The organism is Halostella sp. PRR32 (assembly GCF_034808085.1).
Taxonomy (GTDB): Archaea; Halobacteriota; Halobacteria; order Halobacteriales; family Natronoarchaeaceae; genus Halostella; species Halostella pelagica.
In genome coordinates this window covers 186,717-202,851 of record NZ_JAXHGL010000001.1, presented here as the reverse complement: position 1 = coordinate 202,851, position 16,135 = coordinate 186,717, and the positions used below count along the sequence as shown (strand labels likewise).

Annotated in this window: 11 protein-coding genes; 6 read left to right on the top strand and 5 right to left on the bottom strand. The window is 64.6% G+C overall.

All coding sequences use genetic code 11. The annotated features are described in order from the left end of the window. Positions 1–142: 142 nt before the first annotated feature. From SM753_RS01155 to SM753_RS01145, 3 genes are all read right to left on the bottom strand, one after another. A complete protein-coding gene (locus tag SM753_RS01155) occupies positions 143–895 on the bottom strand; it encodes a tRNA-dihydrouridine synthase (protein WP_323190230.1) in 753 nt (250 codons plus the stop codon). After that, positions 895–1,905 carry a 2-phospho-L-lactate transferase gene (cofD, locus tag SM753_RS01150; protein WP_323190229.1) on the bottom strand — a complete coding sequence of 337 codons (1,011 nt, stop codon included), beginning with the start codon at positions 1,903–1,905 and terminating at the stop codon, positions 895–897. The genes SM753_RS01155 and cofD overlap by 1 nt, the downstream gene beginning before the upstream one ends. A 61-nt stretch (positions 1,906–1,966) precedes the next feature. Beyond that, on the bottom strand, positions 1,967–3,538 hold the full coding sequence (locus SM753_RS01145) for a hypothetical protein (RefSeq protein ID WP_323190228.1): 1,572 nt from the start codon (positions 3,536–3,538) through the stop codon (positions 1,967–1,969). Positions 3,539–3,697: 159 nt separating this feature from the next. Between SM753_RS01145 and ligA the strand changes: the two genes are divergently transcribed. The 4 genes from ligA to SM753_RS01125 all read left to right on the top strand — a co-directional run bounded on the left by ligA (position 3,698) and on the right by SM753_RS01125 (position 7,702). Then, positions 3,698–5,398, top strand: coding sequence for an ATP-dependent DNA ligase LigA (gene ligA, locus SM753_RS01140; protein ID WP_323190227.1), 1,701 nt, complete (start codon positions 3,698–3,700; stop codon positions 5,396–5,398). A 50-nt stretch (positions 5,399–5,448) separates the two neighbouring features. Beyond that, positions 5,449–6,207, top strand: coding sequence for an MBL fold metallo-hydrolase (locus tag SM753_RS01135; protein WP_323190226.1), 759 nt, complete (start codon positions 5,449–5,451; stop codon positions 6,205–6,207). Between the two features lie 56 nt (positions 6,208–6,263). Continuing rightward, positions 6,264–7,241, top strand: coding sequence for a hypothetical protein (locus SM753_RS01130; RefSeq protein WP_323190225.1), 978 nt, complete (start codon positions 6,264–6,266; stop codon positions 7,239–7,241). 77 nt (positions 7,242–7,318) lie between these two features. Then, positions 7,319–7,702, top strand: coding sequence for a hypothetical protein (locus SM753_RS01125; protein ID WP_323190224.1), 384 nt, complete (start codon positions 7,319–7,321; stop codon positions 7,700–7,702). Between the two features lie 137 nt (positions 7,703–7,839). Here the strand turns inward: SM753_RS01125 and SM753_RS01120 are convergent, their stop codons facing one another. Both SM753_RS01120 and SM753_RS01115 read right to left on the bottom strand, forming a co-directional pair. Beyond that, a complete protein-coding gene (locus SM753_RS01120; RefSeq protein WP_135534238.1) occupies positions 7,840–8,931 on the bottom strand; it encodes a DNA topoisomerase IV subunit A in 1,092 nt (363 codons plus the stop codon). Then, the gene (locus tag SM753_RS01115) at positions 8,921–11,359 is read right to left on the bottom strand and encodes a DNA topoisomerase VI subunit B (protein WP_323190223.1); all 2,439 of its coding nucleotides are present in this window, start codon (positions 11,357–11,359) and stop codon (positions 8,921–8,923) included. The genes SM753_RS01120 and SM753_RS01115 overlap by 11 nt, the downstream gene beginning before the upstream one ends. A 264-nt stretch (positions 11,360–11,623) precedes the next feature. Between SM753_RS01115 and gyrB the strand changes: the two genes are divergently transcribed. Beyond that, positions 11,624–13,537 (top strand): DNA topoisomerase (ATP-hydrolyzing) subunit B, encoded by a 1,914-nt coding sequence (gene gyrB / locus SM753_RS01110; protein WP_135534236.1) that lies wholly within the window; start codon positions 11,624–11,626, stop codon positions 13,535–13,537. Between the two features lies 1 nt (position 13,538). Beyond that, positions 13,539–16,028, top strand: coding sequence for a DNA gyrase subunit A (gyrA, locus tag SM753_RS01105; protein WP_323190222.1), 2,490 nt, complete (start codon positions 13,539–13,541; stop codon positions 16,026–16,028). Positions 16,029–16,135: the final 107 nt, after the last annotated feature.

Here is a 16,135-nt window from a genome sequence, read left to right as displayed (position 1 = left end):
TGGCCTGAGAGAGACACTGGGCTAGCCATCCTGCCGACACCGTAGTAGCCAGTGAAACGGCTCATATTGACCGTCCGATAGCAGGTGATCGAGTGTACAATGACTGTCACTGACGACTATCGGCCGCGCGTCCCGTCCGAAATCACGACTGAACGGCGCTCGCTGAAAACCAGTCCTCCACCGCCGTCCGAACCCGCGACAGCACTTCCGAGTCGTCGCTCGGCCGCCCGACGCTCACCGCGTCCGCGCCGTACTCCAGATATTCGACTGCCGTCTCCCGGTCGCGGACGCCGTTGTTAGCGACGACGAACGCGTCGGTCGCGTCGGCGATGTCCGCGACGACGCCCTCGGAGTCCATCGCGTCCACGTGGACGATATCTGCGCCCGCCTCGTCGAGGCGTCGGGCGGTCGTCGGCAGGTCGACGCCAGCGACTTCGGTTCGCACCTTCACGCTCACCGCTGTGCCCGTTTCGGACGCGGTCCGGACGTACGTACAGAGCCTATCCGCGTCCCGGAGGAGCGTCTGGCCACAGCCCGCGTCGCAGAGTTCCGCCTGCCGGCAGTGGGCGTTTATCTCGATGACAGCGTCGTGGTCGGCACAGATCGCGGCGGCCCTTCGAACGGGCTCGGCGGTCGAGCTTCTGACGTTGAACCCGGGCCGGAGCGGCGCGTCGTCGAGCGCCGCGAGCTGCTCGTCCATGAACGCGTACGGGTCGGTCGGCAGGAACTCGTTGCGGTCGCGGTCCCGCACGATCTCGCGGGCGGCGTCGCGGGCGGCGTCGTCCAGTGCGATGCCGCCCAGAAACGCCGCCCCGGCGTGATCCTCGACGGCCCGCGCCCACGCGGCGTCCGACTCGCCGCTGAGGCTGGCCAGCGCGATACGGGGGGTGAACACTACGGTGCCTCCTCCAGGGTCTTTGCTTCCTCCAGCGCCTCCGCGGCGGCCCTGGCGACGCGGGCGGAATCTTCCGGATCGTTCATCTCCGTGTCGGTCCGGACGACCGGTTGCTCGAACTCCGTCGCGTCGTCCTCGTCGAGGACGAACGCGTCGGCGAAGGGGTACGCCGTTTCGAGACCGGCAGTCGACGCCTCGCCGCCGACCGCCTCCATGAGCTTCCCCGCCGGACCGGAGAACAGTTCGTCTCCGACGAACGGCGAGACGGCAACGACGGTCGCTTCCTGAAGCTTCTGTCCGATACCCTGGATCGATAGCATCGGGCCGATGCTGGTCACCGGGTTCGACGGGCCGATCACGACGTCGTCTTCGAGCGCGTCGAGCACGCCCGGCGCGGGTTCCGCCGAGGACGCGCCGCGGAACTCGACCTGTTCGATCTCCGGTTCGGCCCCGTGGGCGACCCAGTACTCCTGGAAGTGCATCTTCCCCATGGGCGTGTGGATGAGGCTCGCGACCGGGTCGTCGCTCATCGGCAGCAGGTCGACGGAGAGGTCGAAGCCGTCCGCAAACGTCTGTGTCACCTCCGAGAGACTCTGGCCCTGGTCCAGTAGACTGGTCCGGGTGATGTGGAACGCGCGGTCCCGGTCGCCGATAGTCATGAACTCCGCGACGCCGGAGAACCGTCGCCACGCCGCGAGCGGCCGCCCCTCGGTCTGTAACTCGTCGTCGAGGAAGTGCGGCCCCGTTTCGAGGTCGAACGCGCTCGCGAGGTCGTCGAGCGCCGAGTTCGTCCGTTCGGTGTCGCCGCCGATACCCCACCACGATTCCCTGTCGAGAATGCCAGCGCCCTGAAACAGGAGCGTATCGAGGTCAGGGCAGACGATGAGACCGCCGAGTTCGACGTCGTCACCCGTGTTCGCGATAACTGTCGTGTCGTCCGGGGAGAACGCGGCCGCGGCACCGTCGAGGAGCTTCGGCGTTCCAGTGCCACCGGAGAGAAACGTGACCATACGTCCCGATATTTCACGGAGGTGCCTAATCGTTTCCGGCCACATCCGCGTATCCTCCGGTTCAGCGGTCGTCGACCCAGTCAGCGAAGCTCCCGTCGATCAGCGTGTCGCGCTGGCGGTCGATGTAGCGGCGCTGCATCCCGTAGACGGCCTCCTCGAACGTCGATCCGTCGGATAGCCGCTCGCGCACCTGTTCGTGTTTCCATCCGGCGGGCGTCAGCCGGTGGCGCGCGCGTTGGCGGAGCGGCCAGAGGTACTTCGCGACTTCTTCGTCGGAGAGACCGCGCGACTGCAGGCCCGCTTCGGCGTGGTCGAACAGGTCGGCGTAGATGTCGTCGTACGCCTGCGTCTCGTGACCGTCGTTCGTGATCCAGCGGAGGTCGGCGTCCAGACCGTCCCGCATCGCGGCGTAGAAGTTGTCTCGGGCGATGGCCCAGTCCTGGTCCGAGACGGGGTGTTCCAGTCGCGGCAGGCTTTCCATGAGTCCGGCGAACATCGCGAGGACGGAGATGGAGTCCCGAACCGTCGGCTGGGCGGGGACCGGCCGAAACTCGATCCGAGCGTTGGCCGAGGACCGGTCCGGGCCGCCGAACACCGGGCGGACCCACCGCCAGAACGTCCCGTGTTTCAGTCGGAAGTGCGCGAACTTGTCGTCGAACCGGTCGCCCTCTGCGACGGGCATCGGGACGAACGTGTCGTCTTCGGCGACGCGTCTGACGGCCCCCTCAACGCTGTCGATATCGTGCGGGAACCGCACCTTCCCCGCCGTGTCGTGTTCGGCGTTCAGCACCGTCTCGAACGCGTTGATACGGTGTTCCATCCACGCATCGGCGAGGATGGATTCGGGATCAGCGTCCTCGTCGTACAGGTCCGGCGGGAAAAACGGGGAGTTGACGCCGAGAGCGAGCACCGGGCCCGCGATGCGGAGCGCGTACCGGAAATACTCCGGCAGGTCGACCGCCTGCGGGACCTGATAGTGCGGCTGGATCGAGGTGATCAGGCTCTCCGGCATCACGGTGTCCGCGTCGAGCGTCACGTGTGGCGCGTCGAGACGCATCCCCGCGGCGTCGGCGCGGTCGGTGTTCGCCATCGCGTGGTATCGCACCGAGTCGCTCATGTTCGACGCGATCCGAATTCCGCGGTCCTCGACGCTGTCCGTGAGATACGAACGGGCCGTCTCGCCTTCGGGCGGGATGGTCCAGAGACCGTCGCTGATCAGGCGCATCCCTTCGGCGCGGGTGGTCGAGAGCGCGGTCGATAGTCGCGCTTTCACCTCCGACTCCTGTGCGGCGATGCCGTGTGAGTTCATGGGCTGCGGACTGACCGTCATCTCAGCGTTGTGCAGTCCGAGTTCCTTCTCGAATCCGATGAGTTCGAGCATCCGCCGGGGAACCCGCATCAGCGAGCAGGTGTCGACCGGTTCCGTCTCCGGGTTCGTCCGCCGGGCGTCCGGCCGCGGTTCCGACACCGCGTAGAACTCGTATTCCAGACCCAAAATCGCCTGCGGGTTGTCGAACGTCCCGTCGCGTAACTCCTCGACGATCACGTCGACATCGTCTTCGACGCGCGCCTGAAACGCCTCGGCATCGACATCGAGGATATCGTCAACCGCGCCCGCCAGGTCGCCAACCATACGGAGTCCATGTGCTTCGGACTTCCTTGAAACCCGCGGCTACCCCGGGCTAATTCGGGCTTCCTTCGCACGGATAGACCGGTCGTCTCTCATCCGTTCTCGGTCCAACGGCTCTCCCGATCCACGCCGTTTACGTGCCCGCTCCCGTACGAGGAAGTGATGGAGTTCGACGAGTTCGCCCGCTACGCGGCGGTGATAGAGGACGAACCTGCCGACCTGGCTATCGTCGACCACGTCACCGACCTCCTGCGAGCGGCCGACGACGACCTACCGATAGTCGCTCGCTTCGTACAGGGTCGGGTCTTTCCGGCGTGGGAATCGACGACGCTCGACATCGGGCCGAACTACTGCTACGAGGCCATCGCTCGCGCCGCCGGGCGGAATGTCTCGGCTGACGACGTGGAAGACCGACTCGCGGAACGGGGAGAGATCGGCGAGGTAGCCGCCAGCTACGATTTCGGCGGCCAGCGGGGGCTCGACGCGTTCGGCGGCGGCGGGCGGGACGGCCTGACAGTCGGCGAGGTCGCCGACGAACTTGCGTCGCTCGCCGCCGTCTCGGGCGACGGGAGTCAGGACACGAAGATAGACAGCCTGTTCGGCCTGTTCAACCGCTGCGACCCGGCGGAAGCACGCTACGTCGCGCGGATCGTTCTCTCGGAGATGCGCATCGGCGTCGGGGAGGGGACCGTCCGCGACGCTATCGCGGGCGCGTTCGACATCCCGGGGGAATCCGTCGAACGCGCGCTACAGGTGTCCAACGACTTCGGCAAGGTGGCTGTCGTCGCCCGGGACGAAGGGCGCGACGGACTGGACGCGATGACCCTGGCGGTCGGCCGGCCCGTCCAGTCGATGCTCGCCCAGACGGGCACCGTCCGCGGCGCGCTAGACGACTGGGAGGAAGCGGCGGTAGAGTGGAAGTTCGACGGGGCGCGGGTCCAGTTACATCATGACCCGCACGCCGACGAGACCAGCGTCTACTCCCGGAACATGGAGGACGTGACGGACGCGCTCCCGGAAGTCGTCGAGTTCGCCGACGAATACGTAGACGAGTCGGTCATCCTCGACGGCGAAGTCGTCGCCGTCGACGACGAGGGCGATCCGCTCCCGTTTCAGGAGGTTCTGCGGCGCTTCCGGCGCAAACACGACGTCGCCGCCGCCCGCGAGGCGGTCAAGGTACGCCCGGTCTTCTTCGACTGCCTGCACGCGGACGGGACCGATCTGCTCGACGCGCCGCTGACCGAGCGACACGAACGCCTCGAATCCGTGCTTGACGGCAGCGAGGGGCTCTCGAAACTGTGGACTACTGACGACCCGGACGAGATAGCCGAGGTCGAGACGGACTCGCTGGAGTCCGGCCACGAGGGGATCATGCTGAAAAACCCCGGATCGACGTACTCCCCGGGCCGTCGCGGGCGGAACTGGCGGAAGCGCAAACCCGACGTGGAGACGCTGGATCTCGTCGTCACCGGCGCGGAGTGGGGGGAGGGCCGCCGCGCGAACGTCCTCGGCACGTTCTTGCTCTCCGCCCGGACTGAGGGTAAAAACGGCGCTGACGCCAGCGAAACGGTCCCGAACGCCGGCTACGAGACGCTCGGAAAGGTTGCGACGGGGGTCACCGACGAGGAACTGGCGGAGCTGACAGATCTGCTCGAACCCCACATTCTGTCCGAGGACGGTCAGGACATCGACCTCGAACCCGCAGTCGTCTTCGAGGTTGGGTACGAGGAGATCCAGGAATCGCCGACCTACTCTTCGGGCTACGCCCTGCGTTTCCCCCGTTTCGTCGCCGTCCGAGACGACGTCGACCCGTCCGACGCCGACTCGCTGGAGCGCGTCGAGCGCCTCGCCGAGCAACAGTAACGCCGTCCGATAGCCGAACCCTTTTCCACGGATCCGCAGTAGCGAGGGACATGACAGTCTCCGTCGAGAGCCTCGCGATCGACTGGCTCGGCTACGCGACCGTCCGAATCGAGTCCGGCGACGGAACGGTAGTGTATCTGGACCCTGGTCGGTACGGCGTGCTCACGGGCGAGTGGGAACCGGACACGCCGGGGGTCGCCCACCCGGAACCGCGTGACTACGCGCCCGGCGACGCCGACCTCGTCTGCGTCACCCACGACCACCATTACGACTCCGCCGGTATCGAACGGGTCGCGAACGACGACACGACCGTCGCGGTGTACGAGGCGGTGTATCCCCCCGGGATAGACCGCGACGTCGCGTCACTCGACGACCTGCCGGGTGAGGTGGTCCGCGTCGGGGAACACGACGACGACCTGTTCGCGGACGTGGTCGTCCGGTCGCTCCCCGCCTACAACGATCCCGACGGGCCGCACACCCGAGAGAACGGGGAGCCGTACCACCCCGAAGGGTTCGGCGTCGGATTCCACCTCACAATCGACGACACTCGCGTGTTCTGGCCGGGCGACACGGACGTTCTCCCGGGCCACGAGGAGTTCGATGTCGACGTCTTCCTCCCCCCTATCGGCGGCAGTTTCACCATGGACCGCCACAGCGCGGCTGACCTGGCGGCGGCGCTCAGTCCGACACTAACTATCCCGATCCACTACGACACGTTCGAGGCGCTCGAAACGGACTCGCGGGCGTTCGCCGCCGACGTCGCGAGCCGCGGCGTTCCGGTCGCCCTCGACGAGTCGCCGGGGAACTAATCTCGGCTCGCCGATCCGTCGGAACAAATAAGCCCGCGTCGGCCCACCGTCTGGACATGACCAACGGCGGTGCCGAACGCGCAGACGACCCAGGACCCGACGAGGAGTTCTGCCAGAGTTGCGGTGCAGTGGTCCACTCCGAGGCGGTTATCTGTCCGGACTGCGGCGTCGAACGGAACATGGGCGCGGGGACGACCGACACCGCGACCCAACACCGTCTGATGAACCTCCAGGCCCAGGGGTGGGAAGTCGAGGACCGATACAGCGACGGCGCGGTGCTCGTCAGGCGGTCGGTCGGGTCGGTCGGTACCCACGTCATGATCGCGCTCTTTACCGTCTGGTGGACCGGCGGGATCGGAAACGCCGCCTACGCCGCCTACAAATACTTCGTCGATGTCGACCGACAGGTCGTGTACGACGACACGGCTTCGAGCGGGCGATCCATCTCCGACGAACTGTTCTGTCGGTCCTGCGGGACGGAGATAAACGCCAGCGCCGATATCTGCCCGCACTGCGGCGTCCGAACCGTTAACGCCAGTGGTTCGACGACCAACCGGTCGATAACGGATGCGGACGTCGGCGGTGACTCCGGCGGGTCGACGTTTCAGTGGATCTTTGGCGTGTTTCTGACGCTCGTTGGCGTCGCTGCGACCACGGAAGCTAGCGGTGTAACCGCTCTCTTTGGCGCGATAATCGTGCTCCTCCTCGGCCTGTATTTCATTCCGCCTGTACGTGAGCGGGTCCGGAGCGAACACCCTATTACTACCTTCGGCCGCCACCAGCGCGTGGAAGAGACGGTACTTCGCGGGGGAGAACGACCCTGTTCGGTCTGTTTCGACCCGGTCGAAGAGGGAGTCGAGCGGGATTACCGCGACGAGTTCGTCGTCTTCGGGGTCCCCGTCTACACCTACGAGAGCGGTACGAACGAGTACTGCCGGGACTGCGTGTCCGGGCGCACTCACGACCACACGGCCAACGCCGCGAACGAGATCCGGGACGAAGAGGCGGCGAGAGCCGATTACGAGACGGAATAAACACGTTCCGGACGTGTTTAAGAAGTATACTATGATGTACGTTAACATTCATTGTGCGCGGCGTTGATCGGCTCACTATGGGTGGGTTCGAACTGGTAGACGACCTTCGAGAGACGCTCGACGATAGACTTCGTATGGCTCTCGTGTACGAAGAAACCCAGTACAAACACATCTACCTCGACGAGGAACTTCGGAACGAGTACTCCCAGTCGGATATCGAGCGTCTTCGGCGCGAGATCATCGTCCTCGCGCTCGGTAAAAACAGGCTCACCGACTTCACGCACGTGGGGGAACTGCGGCGGATCATCTACGATACGGACGATGCGATGTCGATCCAGTTCCCCTTAGGAGAGCACGAGGGCGTGTTCGTCAGCATCGACACCGAGAGCGAAGCGGAACTGTTCGACGTGATCGAAACGACTCAGAACTGGATCGACCGCGGCTGTCCCGTCTCCTGTTGATACGCGCTCGAAGAACGTTCGCTCGGTCAGTCGTTGCTCACAGTCTTCCGAAACCGCTGCTCGATGCGTCTCCTTATAGGACACCCATCTCGGAGAGTCGTTCCTCCATTCTACCTCAACGACGCCTCGATGCGCGTTCAGAGAACGCCCATCTCGGAGAGTCGTTCAGGCAGATACGTCTCCGTCACGAAATCCAACCCACGTGACGCGAGCGCCTGCTGTTCTGCCTTCTTCCCGATATCTAGCTGCAGTTCGATCTGCTCCTCCCAGTAGTCCGTCTGGAACCGGGGGTCCTCGAGTTCGCTCTCAAGCGCGTTGATGTCGGAGTCCGCGAGCGGGTCCGTCGGCAGGTCGTACTCCACGATGTCCTCCGGCTGGATGCCGATGAACTGGGCCTCGGGCGTGGCGAGATACTCAGAGAGATGCGCGCTCTTGATCGACCCGTAGGAGACAGACCCGAAGATGCGGTACGACCAGGGGTCACCGTCAGTGAACACCGTGACCGGGAGATCCAGTTCGTCGTGCAGGCGCTTGATGAGCCGTCGGGTTGCTCGGGCGGGCTGACCGCCGAGGTGGACGACCAGCGCGTTGTACTCGTCGTCGAAGCCGTTCTCGACCAGCCGATCGCGCATGCCGCCGGTCTCCACGCAGAGGACGAACTCCGCGTCGTTGTCGAGGAACTCGATGGTGTCCGGGTTGTTCGGGATCTGGTAGCCGCCCTGGCCAACGTCTTTCTGGCAGTGGATATCCCGGTCGCCGCGGTTCGTCTGCTCGCGGAGGAGCAGCGGCCCCATCACCTTGGCCCCGGACTCCTCCGGGCGCATATGGAAGTCCTCGCGTTTTACCTCTGAGACGATCTCCAGGTCCTCGATGAGCTGGTTCGATTCGTCTTGGTTGTTGAACTGCGCTTCGTCGGTCTCCCACGACTCCGAGAGGTAGTACAGCTCACGCAGGGTCGACGAGCGGTCCTCGTCCAGTTGCTCGGCGAGGAAGTCGATCGTGTAGATCGCCTTCAGCAGTTTGCGCGCGCCGCGGACGCTCTTTGCCGACCGCGTGCTCTGGCGGTCGCCGTACACCCAGACGTTCTCGTCCTCGTCGTACTCGATGTTGCTTTTCGTCCGGGTCGGCAGCGTCATCTGCGGGACGTCGCCCTCCTCGAACTGGTCGTAGAACTCCGCGGCGAGTTCGATCAGTTGTTCCCGTGCGTCGGCGTTCGTATCAGTGCTCATTGTTGACAGTCAGTTTCTCCGTCTCGACCCCGTCTACGTCGAGGTCGAACGATGCGTCAGTGTCGGTCTCGTAGGTGAGCGTAGCGTCGTCCCCGCTGCCGACGTCGACCGACCACTTGACGAACCACTCGCCGTCCATCTCGACGGCGGTCGCGCCGTCCGACAGGTCGGTTGGTTCGGCAGTGACGATGTCCGTCACTTCCAGCGACTCGCTCGCGTTCGAGTGGTTCTCGACGGTGACGGACACCTTCTGGCCGTCGCCGTTTTCCTTCAGGTCGCGTCCGACCCGGACGTTGTTCATGATCCGGGCCATCGCGTCGCTGATGTCCGGTTGCTCGTTGCCCGTCACGTCGGACACCTTCTCGGCCATCTCCGGCAGGATGTTCGTCAGCACATCCTGTTTCTTCCGGCGTTTCTCCATCGAGCGGCGCTTTTTCAGGAAGCTCTTCAGGTCGCGAGCGGCCTCCCGGATAGCCAGTTCGATCTCGTCCTCGATCTCGGGAATGTTGGCGACGGCGTCTTTCGATTCGCTGGTGAACGGGACGTTCGTGGAGGCAATGTGGACCATGATGACGACCGGCCCGTTCGGGATGCCGCTGCCGCCCGGCTGGTCCAGATTGTAGTTCCGCCAGCCGATATCCTTGACCACGTCCGTCGTCGCACACGCTCCCCGCTGGTAGACCAGCGGCACGCGGTTCGCAAAGCGCATCACTTGGGCCTTGCCGTCGGTCGGGAGTTCGCCGCCGTAGGCGATGCCCGCCTCGACGATGAACGGGTCGCCGCCGGTGACTTCGGCGTCGCGGGTCGCCGCCGCGTAGAAGTCCGCGTCGAACTCCTTTTTCAAGCCGGCTTCGACGAGTTCGTCGGTGATCGGCGCGAGACAGTTCGTCGGCGGTGCCATGATGTCGGTCGCGCGCATCGCGTCGAGCAGTTCGCTCGACGCGTCGCGGTTATCGGCGAGGTCGCTGACCTTCGGCACCTCGTCGGGGACGCGCTCCATCACCGACCAGACGGCCTCGACGACGTTCTCGCGCGCGGTGTCGCCGATGCTTGTGTCCTCCCGTTCGGCGGTTCGCTCCGCCGCCCAGTCGACGTACTCGGCGAGTTCGTCGTGCGTCAGGCGGTCGCGGTCGTCCTCGTCGTTACGAAAGCGGTTCGCGATCCGAGAGGCGAGCGACTCGACCGTCGCGTCGTCTTTCCGCGTGCTCGTCGCTTCATCGACGAGTCCGTACAGGTCGGCGCGTCGCCGGCCGTCGGGGACGTCCTCGTCCGCTTCGTCGCTCACGCCAAGAACCGCGTCCCAGGCGGCCTCGACGGCGTTTTCCTGCACCGTCGAGCCGAACGTCACGCCGAACCCGTCGCCGACAGCCTCGGCGGCGTCCGAAATCGTCTCGACTATCTGATGGTATGCGACGCGGTCGCGGTCGGTGAGCGCCTCCGCTATCTCCTCGGCGAAGGCGTCCGTCGCGTCGGCACCCTTGTTAGCGGTGGCGTCCGAGACCGCGGCCGCGATATCCGCGCCGTCACGCGGCGGCTCCCACGCCATCTCGCGACCGAAGTGGCGGTCGCGGAAGTTGTCGATGACGCTGTCGGAGGTTTTCGAGCCGACTCGCGTGAACTCCTCCTGCAAGAACCCGGAGACAGAGTGGGAGTTCGTCGCCTCCAGCATCTTCAGGACGGTGCCGAGTTCGACGCCATGAGGGTGCGGGCGGATCTCCTCGGTTTCGTCCGGTAGCTGGTCGGTCGCGCGCTCGAACTTGAAGTGCTCTTTCGGTTCGCGGAGTTCGAGGCGGGCGTGGGGGTTGACGACCGCAGTGTGCTTGATGTAGTCGTGGAGTTGCTGGCGGGCGCGCATGTTCCCCTCCATCTCCATCTCGATCCGGGTCCCGTGCGGGCGGTCCCAAGAGGTGGTCTCCTCGACGCTGATCTCGGGTTCGTTGTTGTCCGTGTCGATGATCAGCTCGAAGTACTCGGCCTCGCTCGAACCCTGTGTCCGACTCGTTATCTTCGCGGGCTTCCCGCTGGTTAACTGCGAGTAGAGAACGGCGGCGGAGATACCGATACCCTGCTGTCCGCGACTCTGTTCCCGGGCGTGGAAGCGGCTCCCGTACAGCAGTTTCCCGAACACTTTGGGGAGTTGCTCCTTCGTGATCCCCGGCCCGTTGTCCTCGACGACGAGCTTGTAGTAGTCGCCGACCTCCTCGATCTCGACGTAGATGTCGGGGAGGACGCCCGCTTCCTCCGCCGCGTCGAGAGCGTTGTCGACGGCCTCTTTCACGGCGGTAACCAACCCTCGGGCCCCGCTGTCGAACCCGAGCATGTGCTTGTTCTTCTCGAAGAACTCGGCGATGGAGATCTGGCGCTGGCTCTCGGCCAACTCCTCTGCGATCTCCGACTCCTCGCCGAGCGTCGACTGGAACGAGGTCATTCTGTGCCCCCACTTAGACGTGGGGAGTTTAAAACCTGTGTGCTACCGGGGTGAAAGTGAAGTTCTGAAGCAGTTCCCTCTGGCGTTCAGAGCGGACGACGGCCCGCTTTCCGACGACAGATCCGGTGGTCGAACGAACAGAGCGCCACCGAGTGCCCCCGATGCGCCCGAACGGTCGAGAACGTGATATATAGCTGACTCACGCACGCGCGAGCGCGTACGTGACTTTTAAGACCCCCGGAGGCATAGACGGAAACAGATTTTATGAGTGAGGAGTCAGAGTACGGCGCCGGGCAGATTCAGGTACTGGAGGGCCTTCAGGCCGTTCAGAAGCGCCCGGCGATGTACATCGGTTCTACGGACTCTCGCGGGTTGCACCATCTCGTTTACGAAGTCGTCGACAACTCGATAGACGAAGCGTTGGCAGGACACTGTGACGAGATCACTGTCACTATCCACGACGACGACTCCGTCAGCATCCACGACGACGGACGCGGGATCCCGGTCGACACCCACGAGGAGCACGACAAGCCTGCCCTGGAAGTTATCATGACCGTCCTCCACGCGGGCGGGAAGTTCGACAACAAATCCTATCAGGTCTCCGGCGGCCTCCACGGCGTCGGCGTCAGCGTGGTTAACGCCCTCTCGAAGTGGCTCGAAGTCGAGGTCAAACGCGACGGCGCCGTCTGGAACCAGCGGTTCGACCACGGGGAACCCGAACAGGGGATCGAACGTGTCCGGGACATGGATCCCGACGAGGACACCGGGACGACGATCCGCTTCTGGCCCGACGACGACATCTTCGAACACACCGACTTCACCTACTCGACGCTCGAGAGCCGTCTCCGAGAACTCGCCTTCCTCAACTCGGGCGTCGCGATCACGCTCCGCGACGACCGCGACGACACCGAAGACACGTTCCGGTACGAAGGCGGAATCAAGGAGTTCGTCGAGTATCTCAACGAGACGCGGACCGCCCTCCACGAGGACATCATCTACTTCGAGGACGAAGAGGAGGGGATTCAGGTCGAGGCGGCGATGCAGGCCACCGACGAACTGCAGGGTTCGCTCCACGCCTTCGCGAACAACATCAACACTCGCGAGGGGGGGACACACCTCACCGGGTTCAAGACCGCTCTGACCCGGATCGTCAACGATTACGCCAACGACAACGGCCTGCTCGGGGACCTCGACGAGAACCTCACCGGCGAGGACATCCGGGAAGGCCTGACGGCTGTCATCTCCATCAAACACCCCGACCCGCAGTTCGAGGGACAGACGAAGACGAAACTCGGCAACAGCGAGGTCAGAGGTATCGTCGAGGGTGCGATCCACGACGGTCTCGGGACGTTCTTCGAGGAGAACCCCGACACCGCCGAGGCCATCGTCGCGAAGGCCGTCGAGGCCGCGAAGGCCCGAAAGGCAGCGAAGAAGGCCGAGGAGCTAACCCGTCGGAAGAGCGCGCTCGACTCAACGGCACTGCCGGGCAAACTCTCGGACTGTCAGACCAAAGACCCCAGCGACTCCGAACTGTTCATCGTCGAGGGCGACTCAGCGGGCGGGAGCGCGAAGCAGGGGCGGAACCCTGAGAACCAGGCCATCCTCCCGCTCGGCGGGAAGATACTCAACGTGGAGAAACACCGCCTCGACCGCATCCTGGAAAACGACGAGATCCGGAACATGATCACGGCGATGGGGACGGGAATCGGCGACGAGTTCGACATCGAGGACGCCCGTTACGAGAAGATCATCATGATGACCGACGCGGACGTCGACGGGGCGCACATCAGAACGCTCCTGCTCACGCTGCTCTACCGTCACATGAAGCCCCTGATCGAAGCGGGGTACGTGTACGCCGCCCAGCCGCCCCTCTACCGCGTCCGCTACCGCGGCGAGACGTACGACGCGATGACCGAGGCGGAGCGCGACCGCATCATCGAGGAGAAATGCAACGGTAACCCAACGCAGGTGCAGCGGTTCAAGGGGCTCGGAGAGATGAACCCCAATCAGCTCTGGGAGACGACGATGAACCCGGAGAACCGCGTTCTCAAGCAGATAAACATCGAAGACGCCGCCGCCGCGGACAAGATGTTCTCCGTGCTGATGGGCGATGCAGTCGAACCGCGAAAGCAGTTCATCAAGGAGCACTCGCCGGAAGCCGAGTGGGTGGATATCTAATATGAGTTCTGAAGCGCCAGACCCGACGGACGTGGACGCCGACGCCGCGCGCGTCGACCGCGTCCGCATCGAAGACGAGATGGAGCAGAGTTACATCGACTACGCGATGAGCGTCATCGCCGGACGCGCGTTGCCGGACGTCCGCGACGGCCTCAAACCCGTCCACCGGCGCATCCTCTACGCCATGCACGAGATGGGCGTCACCAGCGGGTCCAGCCACCGTAAGTCCTCGTCCGTGGTGGGCGAGACGATGGGTGACTACCACCCCCACGGTGACGGTCCCATCTACGACACGCTGACCCGGATGGCACAGGACTTCTCGATGCGGTACCCGCTGGTCGACGGCCAGGGGAACTTCGGGTCGATGGACGGCGACCCCGCGGCAGCCATGCGTTACACCGAGGCCCGGATGAGCCCCATCTCGGAGGAGCTTCTGGAGGACATCGAGAAAGACACCGTCGACTTCCAGTCCAACTACGACGACCGCCTCACTGAACCCGAGGTGCTCCCCTCGGCGTTCCCGAACCTGCTCGTCAACGGTTCGTCCGGTATCGCGGTCGGGATGTCGACGAAGATACCGCCGCACAACCTCGGCGAGGTGATCGACGCGACGGTCCACCTCATCGACAACCCCGACTGCGAGGTCGAGGACCTGATGGAACACATCAAAGGCCCCGACTTCCCGACGGGCGCGAACATCGTCGGCCGCGACGCCATCTACTCGGCGTACGCGACCGGTCGCGGCCGACTCCGCGTCCGTGCGGAGTTCGAAGTCGAGGAGGACGAACGGATCGTCATCACGGAAGTGCCGTACCAGGCGAACAAGGCGCGCATCGTCGAGCGGATCGCCGAGGACGTCAACGAGGGGAAGATTGAGGGCGTCCGCGACCTGCGCGACGAGTCCGACCGCGAGGGCGTCCGCATCGTCATCGAACTCAAGCGAGGGGCGAACGCCGACGTCGTGAAGAACCAACTCCTCGAACACCACCTCGAAACCACCTTCGGCGTCATCAACCTCGCGCTGGTCGACGGCCAGCCGAAGGTGCTGACGCTGAAAGAGACCTTAGAGGAGTACGTCGCCCACCGCAAGGAGGTCGTCCGCCGGCGCAGCGAGTTCGACCTCGCCGAGGCAGAGGACCGCGCACACATCCTCGAAGGCCGACTGACAGCGCTCGAAAACGTCGACGACGTCGTCGAGCGAATCCAGAACTCCGAGGACCGAGACGCCGCGAAGGAGGCGCTTATAGAGGCGTACGACTTCTCGCAGGACCAGGCCGACCACATCGTCCGGATGCAACTCGGCAGCCTCACCTCGATGGAGTCCACGGAGATCGAGACGGAGTACGAGGAGGTGCAGGCGCGGATCGAGCGCCTCGAAACGATCCTCAACGACGAGAGCGAACTGTTCGCCGTCATCAAGGAGGAACTGCAGGAGATCAAAGACGAGTACGACGACGACCGTCGGACGAGCATCGTCGAGGACCACGGCACCGTCACCCACGAGGACCTCATCCCCGAGGAAGACGTCGTCGTGGTCGTCACGGAGGACGACTACGTCAAGCGGATGCCCGTCGACCGGTTCGACCCGCAGAACCGCGGCGGGAAGGGGATCATCGGCGTCGACGTGAAGGAGGGCGACCGCGTTTCGAAAGTGTTCCGCGCGAACACGCACGACTACCTGCTCTGTTTCACAAACCACGGCCAGGTGTATCGCCTGAAAACCTACGAGATACCCGAGATGAGCCGGACCGCTCGGGGCAAATCGGCGGTGAATCTCATCGACTTCGACGACGGTGAGGAGATCACCGCCGTCGTCGCCACGGACGAGTTCGGCGGCAACGAGTGCGTCACGACCGTCACCCGCGACGGGTATATCAAGCGCACCGCCTGCGACGAGTTCGAGAACATCCTCTCGACGGGTATCATCGCCGCAGACCTGGACGGCGACGACGAACTGGTAGACGTCGCCGTGACCGACGGCACGAACGATCTCGTCGTCGCCACGCGCAACGGCATGACCATCCGCTTCGACGAGTCCGAGGTCCGCGAGATGGGACGGAACGCCCGCGGCGTCGGCGCGATCAAACTCGACAGCGACGACCAAGTTGCCGGCCTCGTCGCCACCGACGAGAGCGACGGCCGCGCTCTGTTGACCGTCACGGAGAACGGGTTCGGCAAGCGCACGCCCCTCTCCGAGTACCGGACGCAGTCCCGCTACGGAAAGGGCCTCATCGACATCAAGACCGGCGGCCGGAACGGCGGCGTCGTCTCGGCCAAGTCCGTCAGCGAAGCCGACGACCTGGTCGCCATGAGCGACCGGGGACAGATAATGCGGATCCGTGCAGCCGACGTGTCATCGGTCGGCCGCAACACGATGGGCGTCACGGTGATGGACTTAGAAGAGGGCGACTGCGTCGCTAGCGTCGACGTCATTCCCGGCGGTAGCGACGACGAATCCGGTATCGAGGAGTCGAGCGGTAACGAAGAATAGACTGTCTCGGCCGCTTTTCTCGGAGCCATCCACACTCAACTCGCGCACGTCCACGACCCCGCACTGGGGGTAGTACTCCACGCGCTTGCCGGACGATTATCCCACCT

Bases quoted from the DNA above. Each gene is read 5' to 3' on its own strand.
- cofD (WP_323190229.1), bottom strand. From the start codon at position 1,905: ATGGTCACGTTTCTCTCCGGTGGCACTGGAACGCCGAAGCTCCTCGAC.
- SM753_RS01145 (WP_323190228.1), bottom strand. From the start codon at position 3,538: ATGGTTGGCGACCTGGCGGGCGCGGTTGACGATATCCTCGATGTCGAT.
- ligA (WP_323190227.1), top strand. From the start codon at position 3,698: ATGGAGTTCGACGAGTTCGCCCGCTACGCGGCGGTGATAGAGGACGAA.
- SM753_RS01135 (WP_323190226.1), top strand. From the start codon at position 5,449: ATGACAGTCTCCGTCGAGAGCCTCGCGATCGACTGGCTCGGCTACGCG.
- SM753_RS01130 (WP_323190225.1), top strand. From the start codon at position 6,264: ATGACCAACGGCGGTGCCGAACGCGCAGACGACCCAGGACCCGACGAG.
- SM753_RS01125 (WP_323190224.1), top strand. From the start codon at position 7,319: ATGGGTGGGTTCGAACTGGTAGACGACCTTCGAGAGACGCTCGACGAT.
- SM753_RS01120 (WP_135534238.1), bottom strand. From the start codon at position 8,931: ATGAGCACTGATACGAACGCCGACGCACGGGAACAACTGATCGAACTC.
- SM753_RS01115 (WP_323190223.1), bottom strand. From the start codon at position 11,359: ATGACCTCGTTCCAGTCGACGCTCGGCGAGGAGTCGGAGATCGCAGAG.
- gyrB (WP_135534236.1), top strand. From the start codon at position 11,624: ATGAGTGAGGAGTCAGAGTACGGCGCCGGGCAGATTCAGGTACTGGAG.
- gyrA (WP_323190222.1), top strand. From the start codon at position 13,539: ATGAGTTCTGAAGCGCCAGACCCGACGGACGTGGACGCCGACGCCGCG.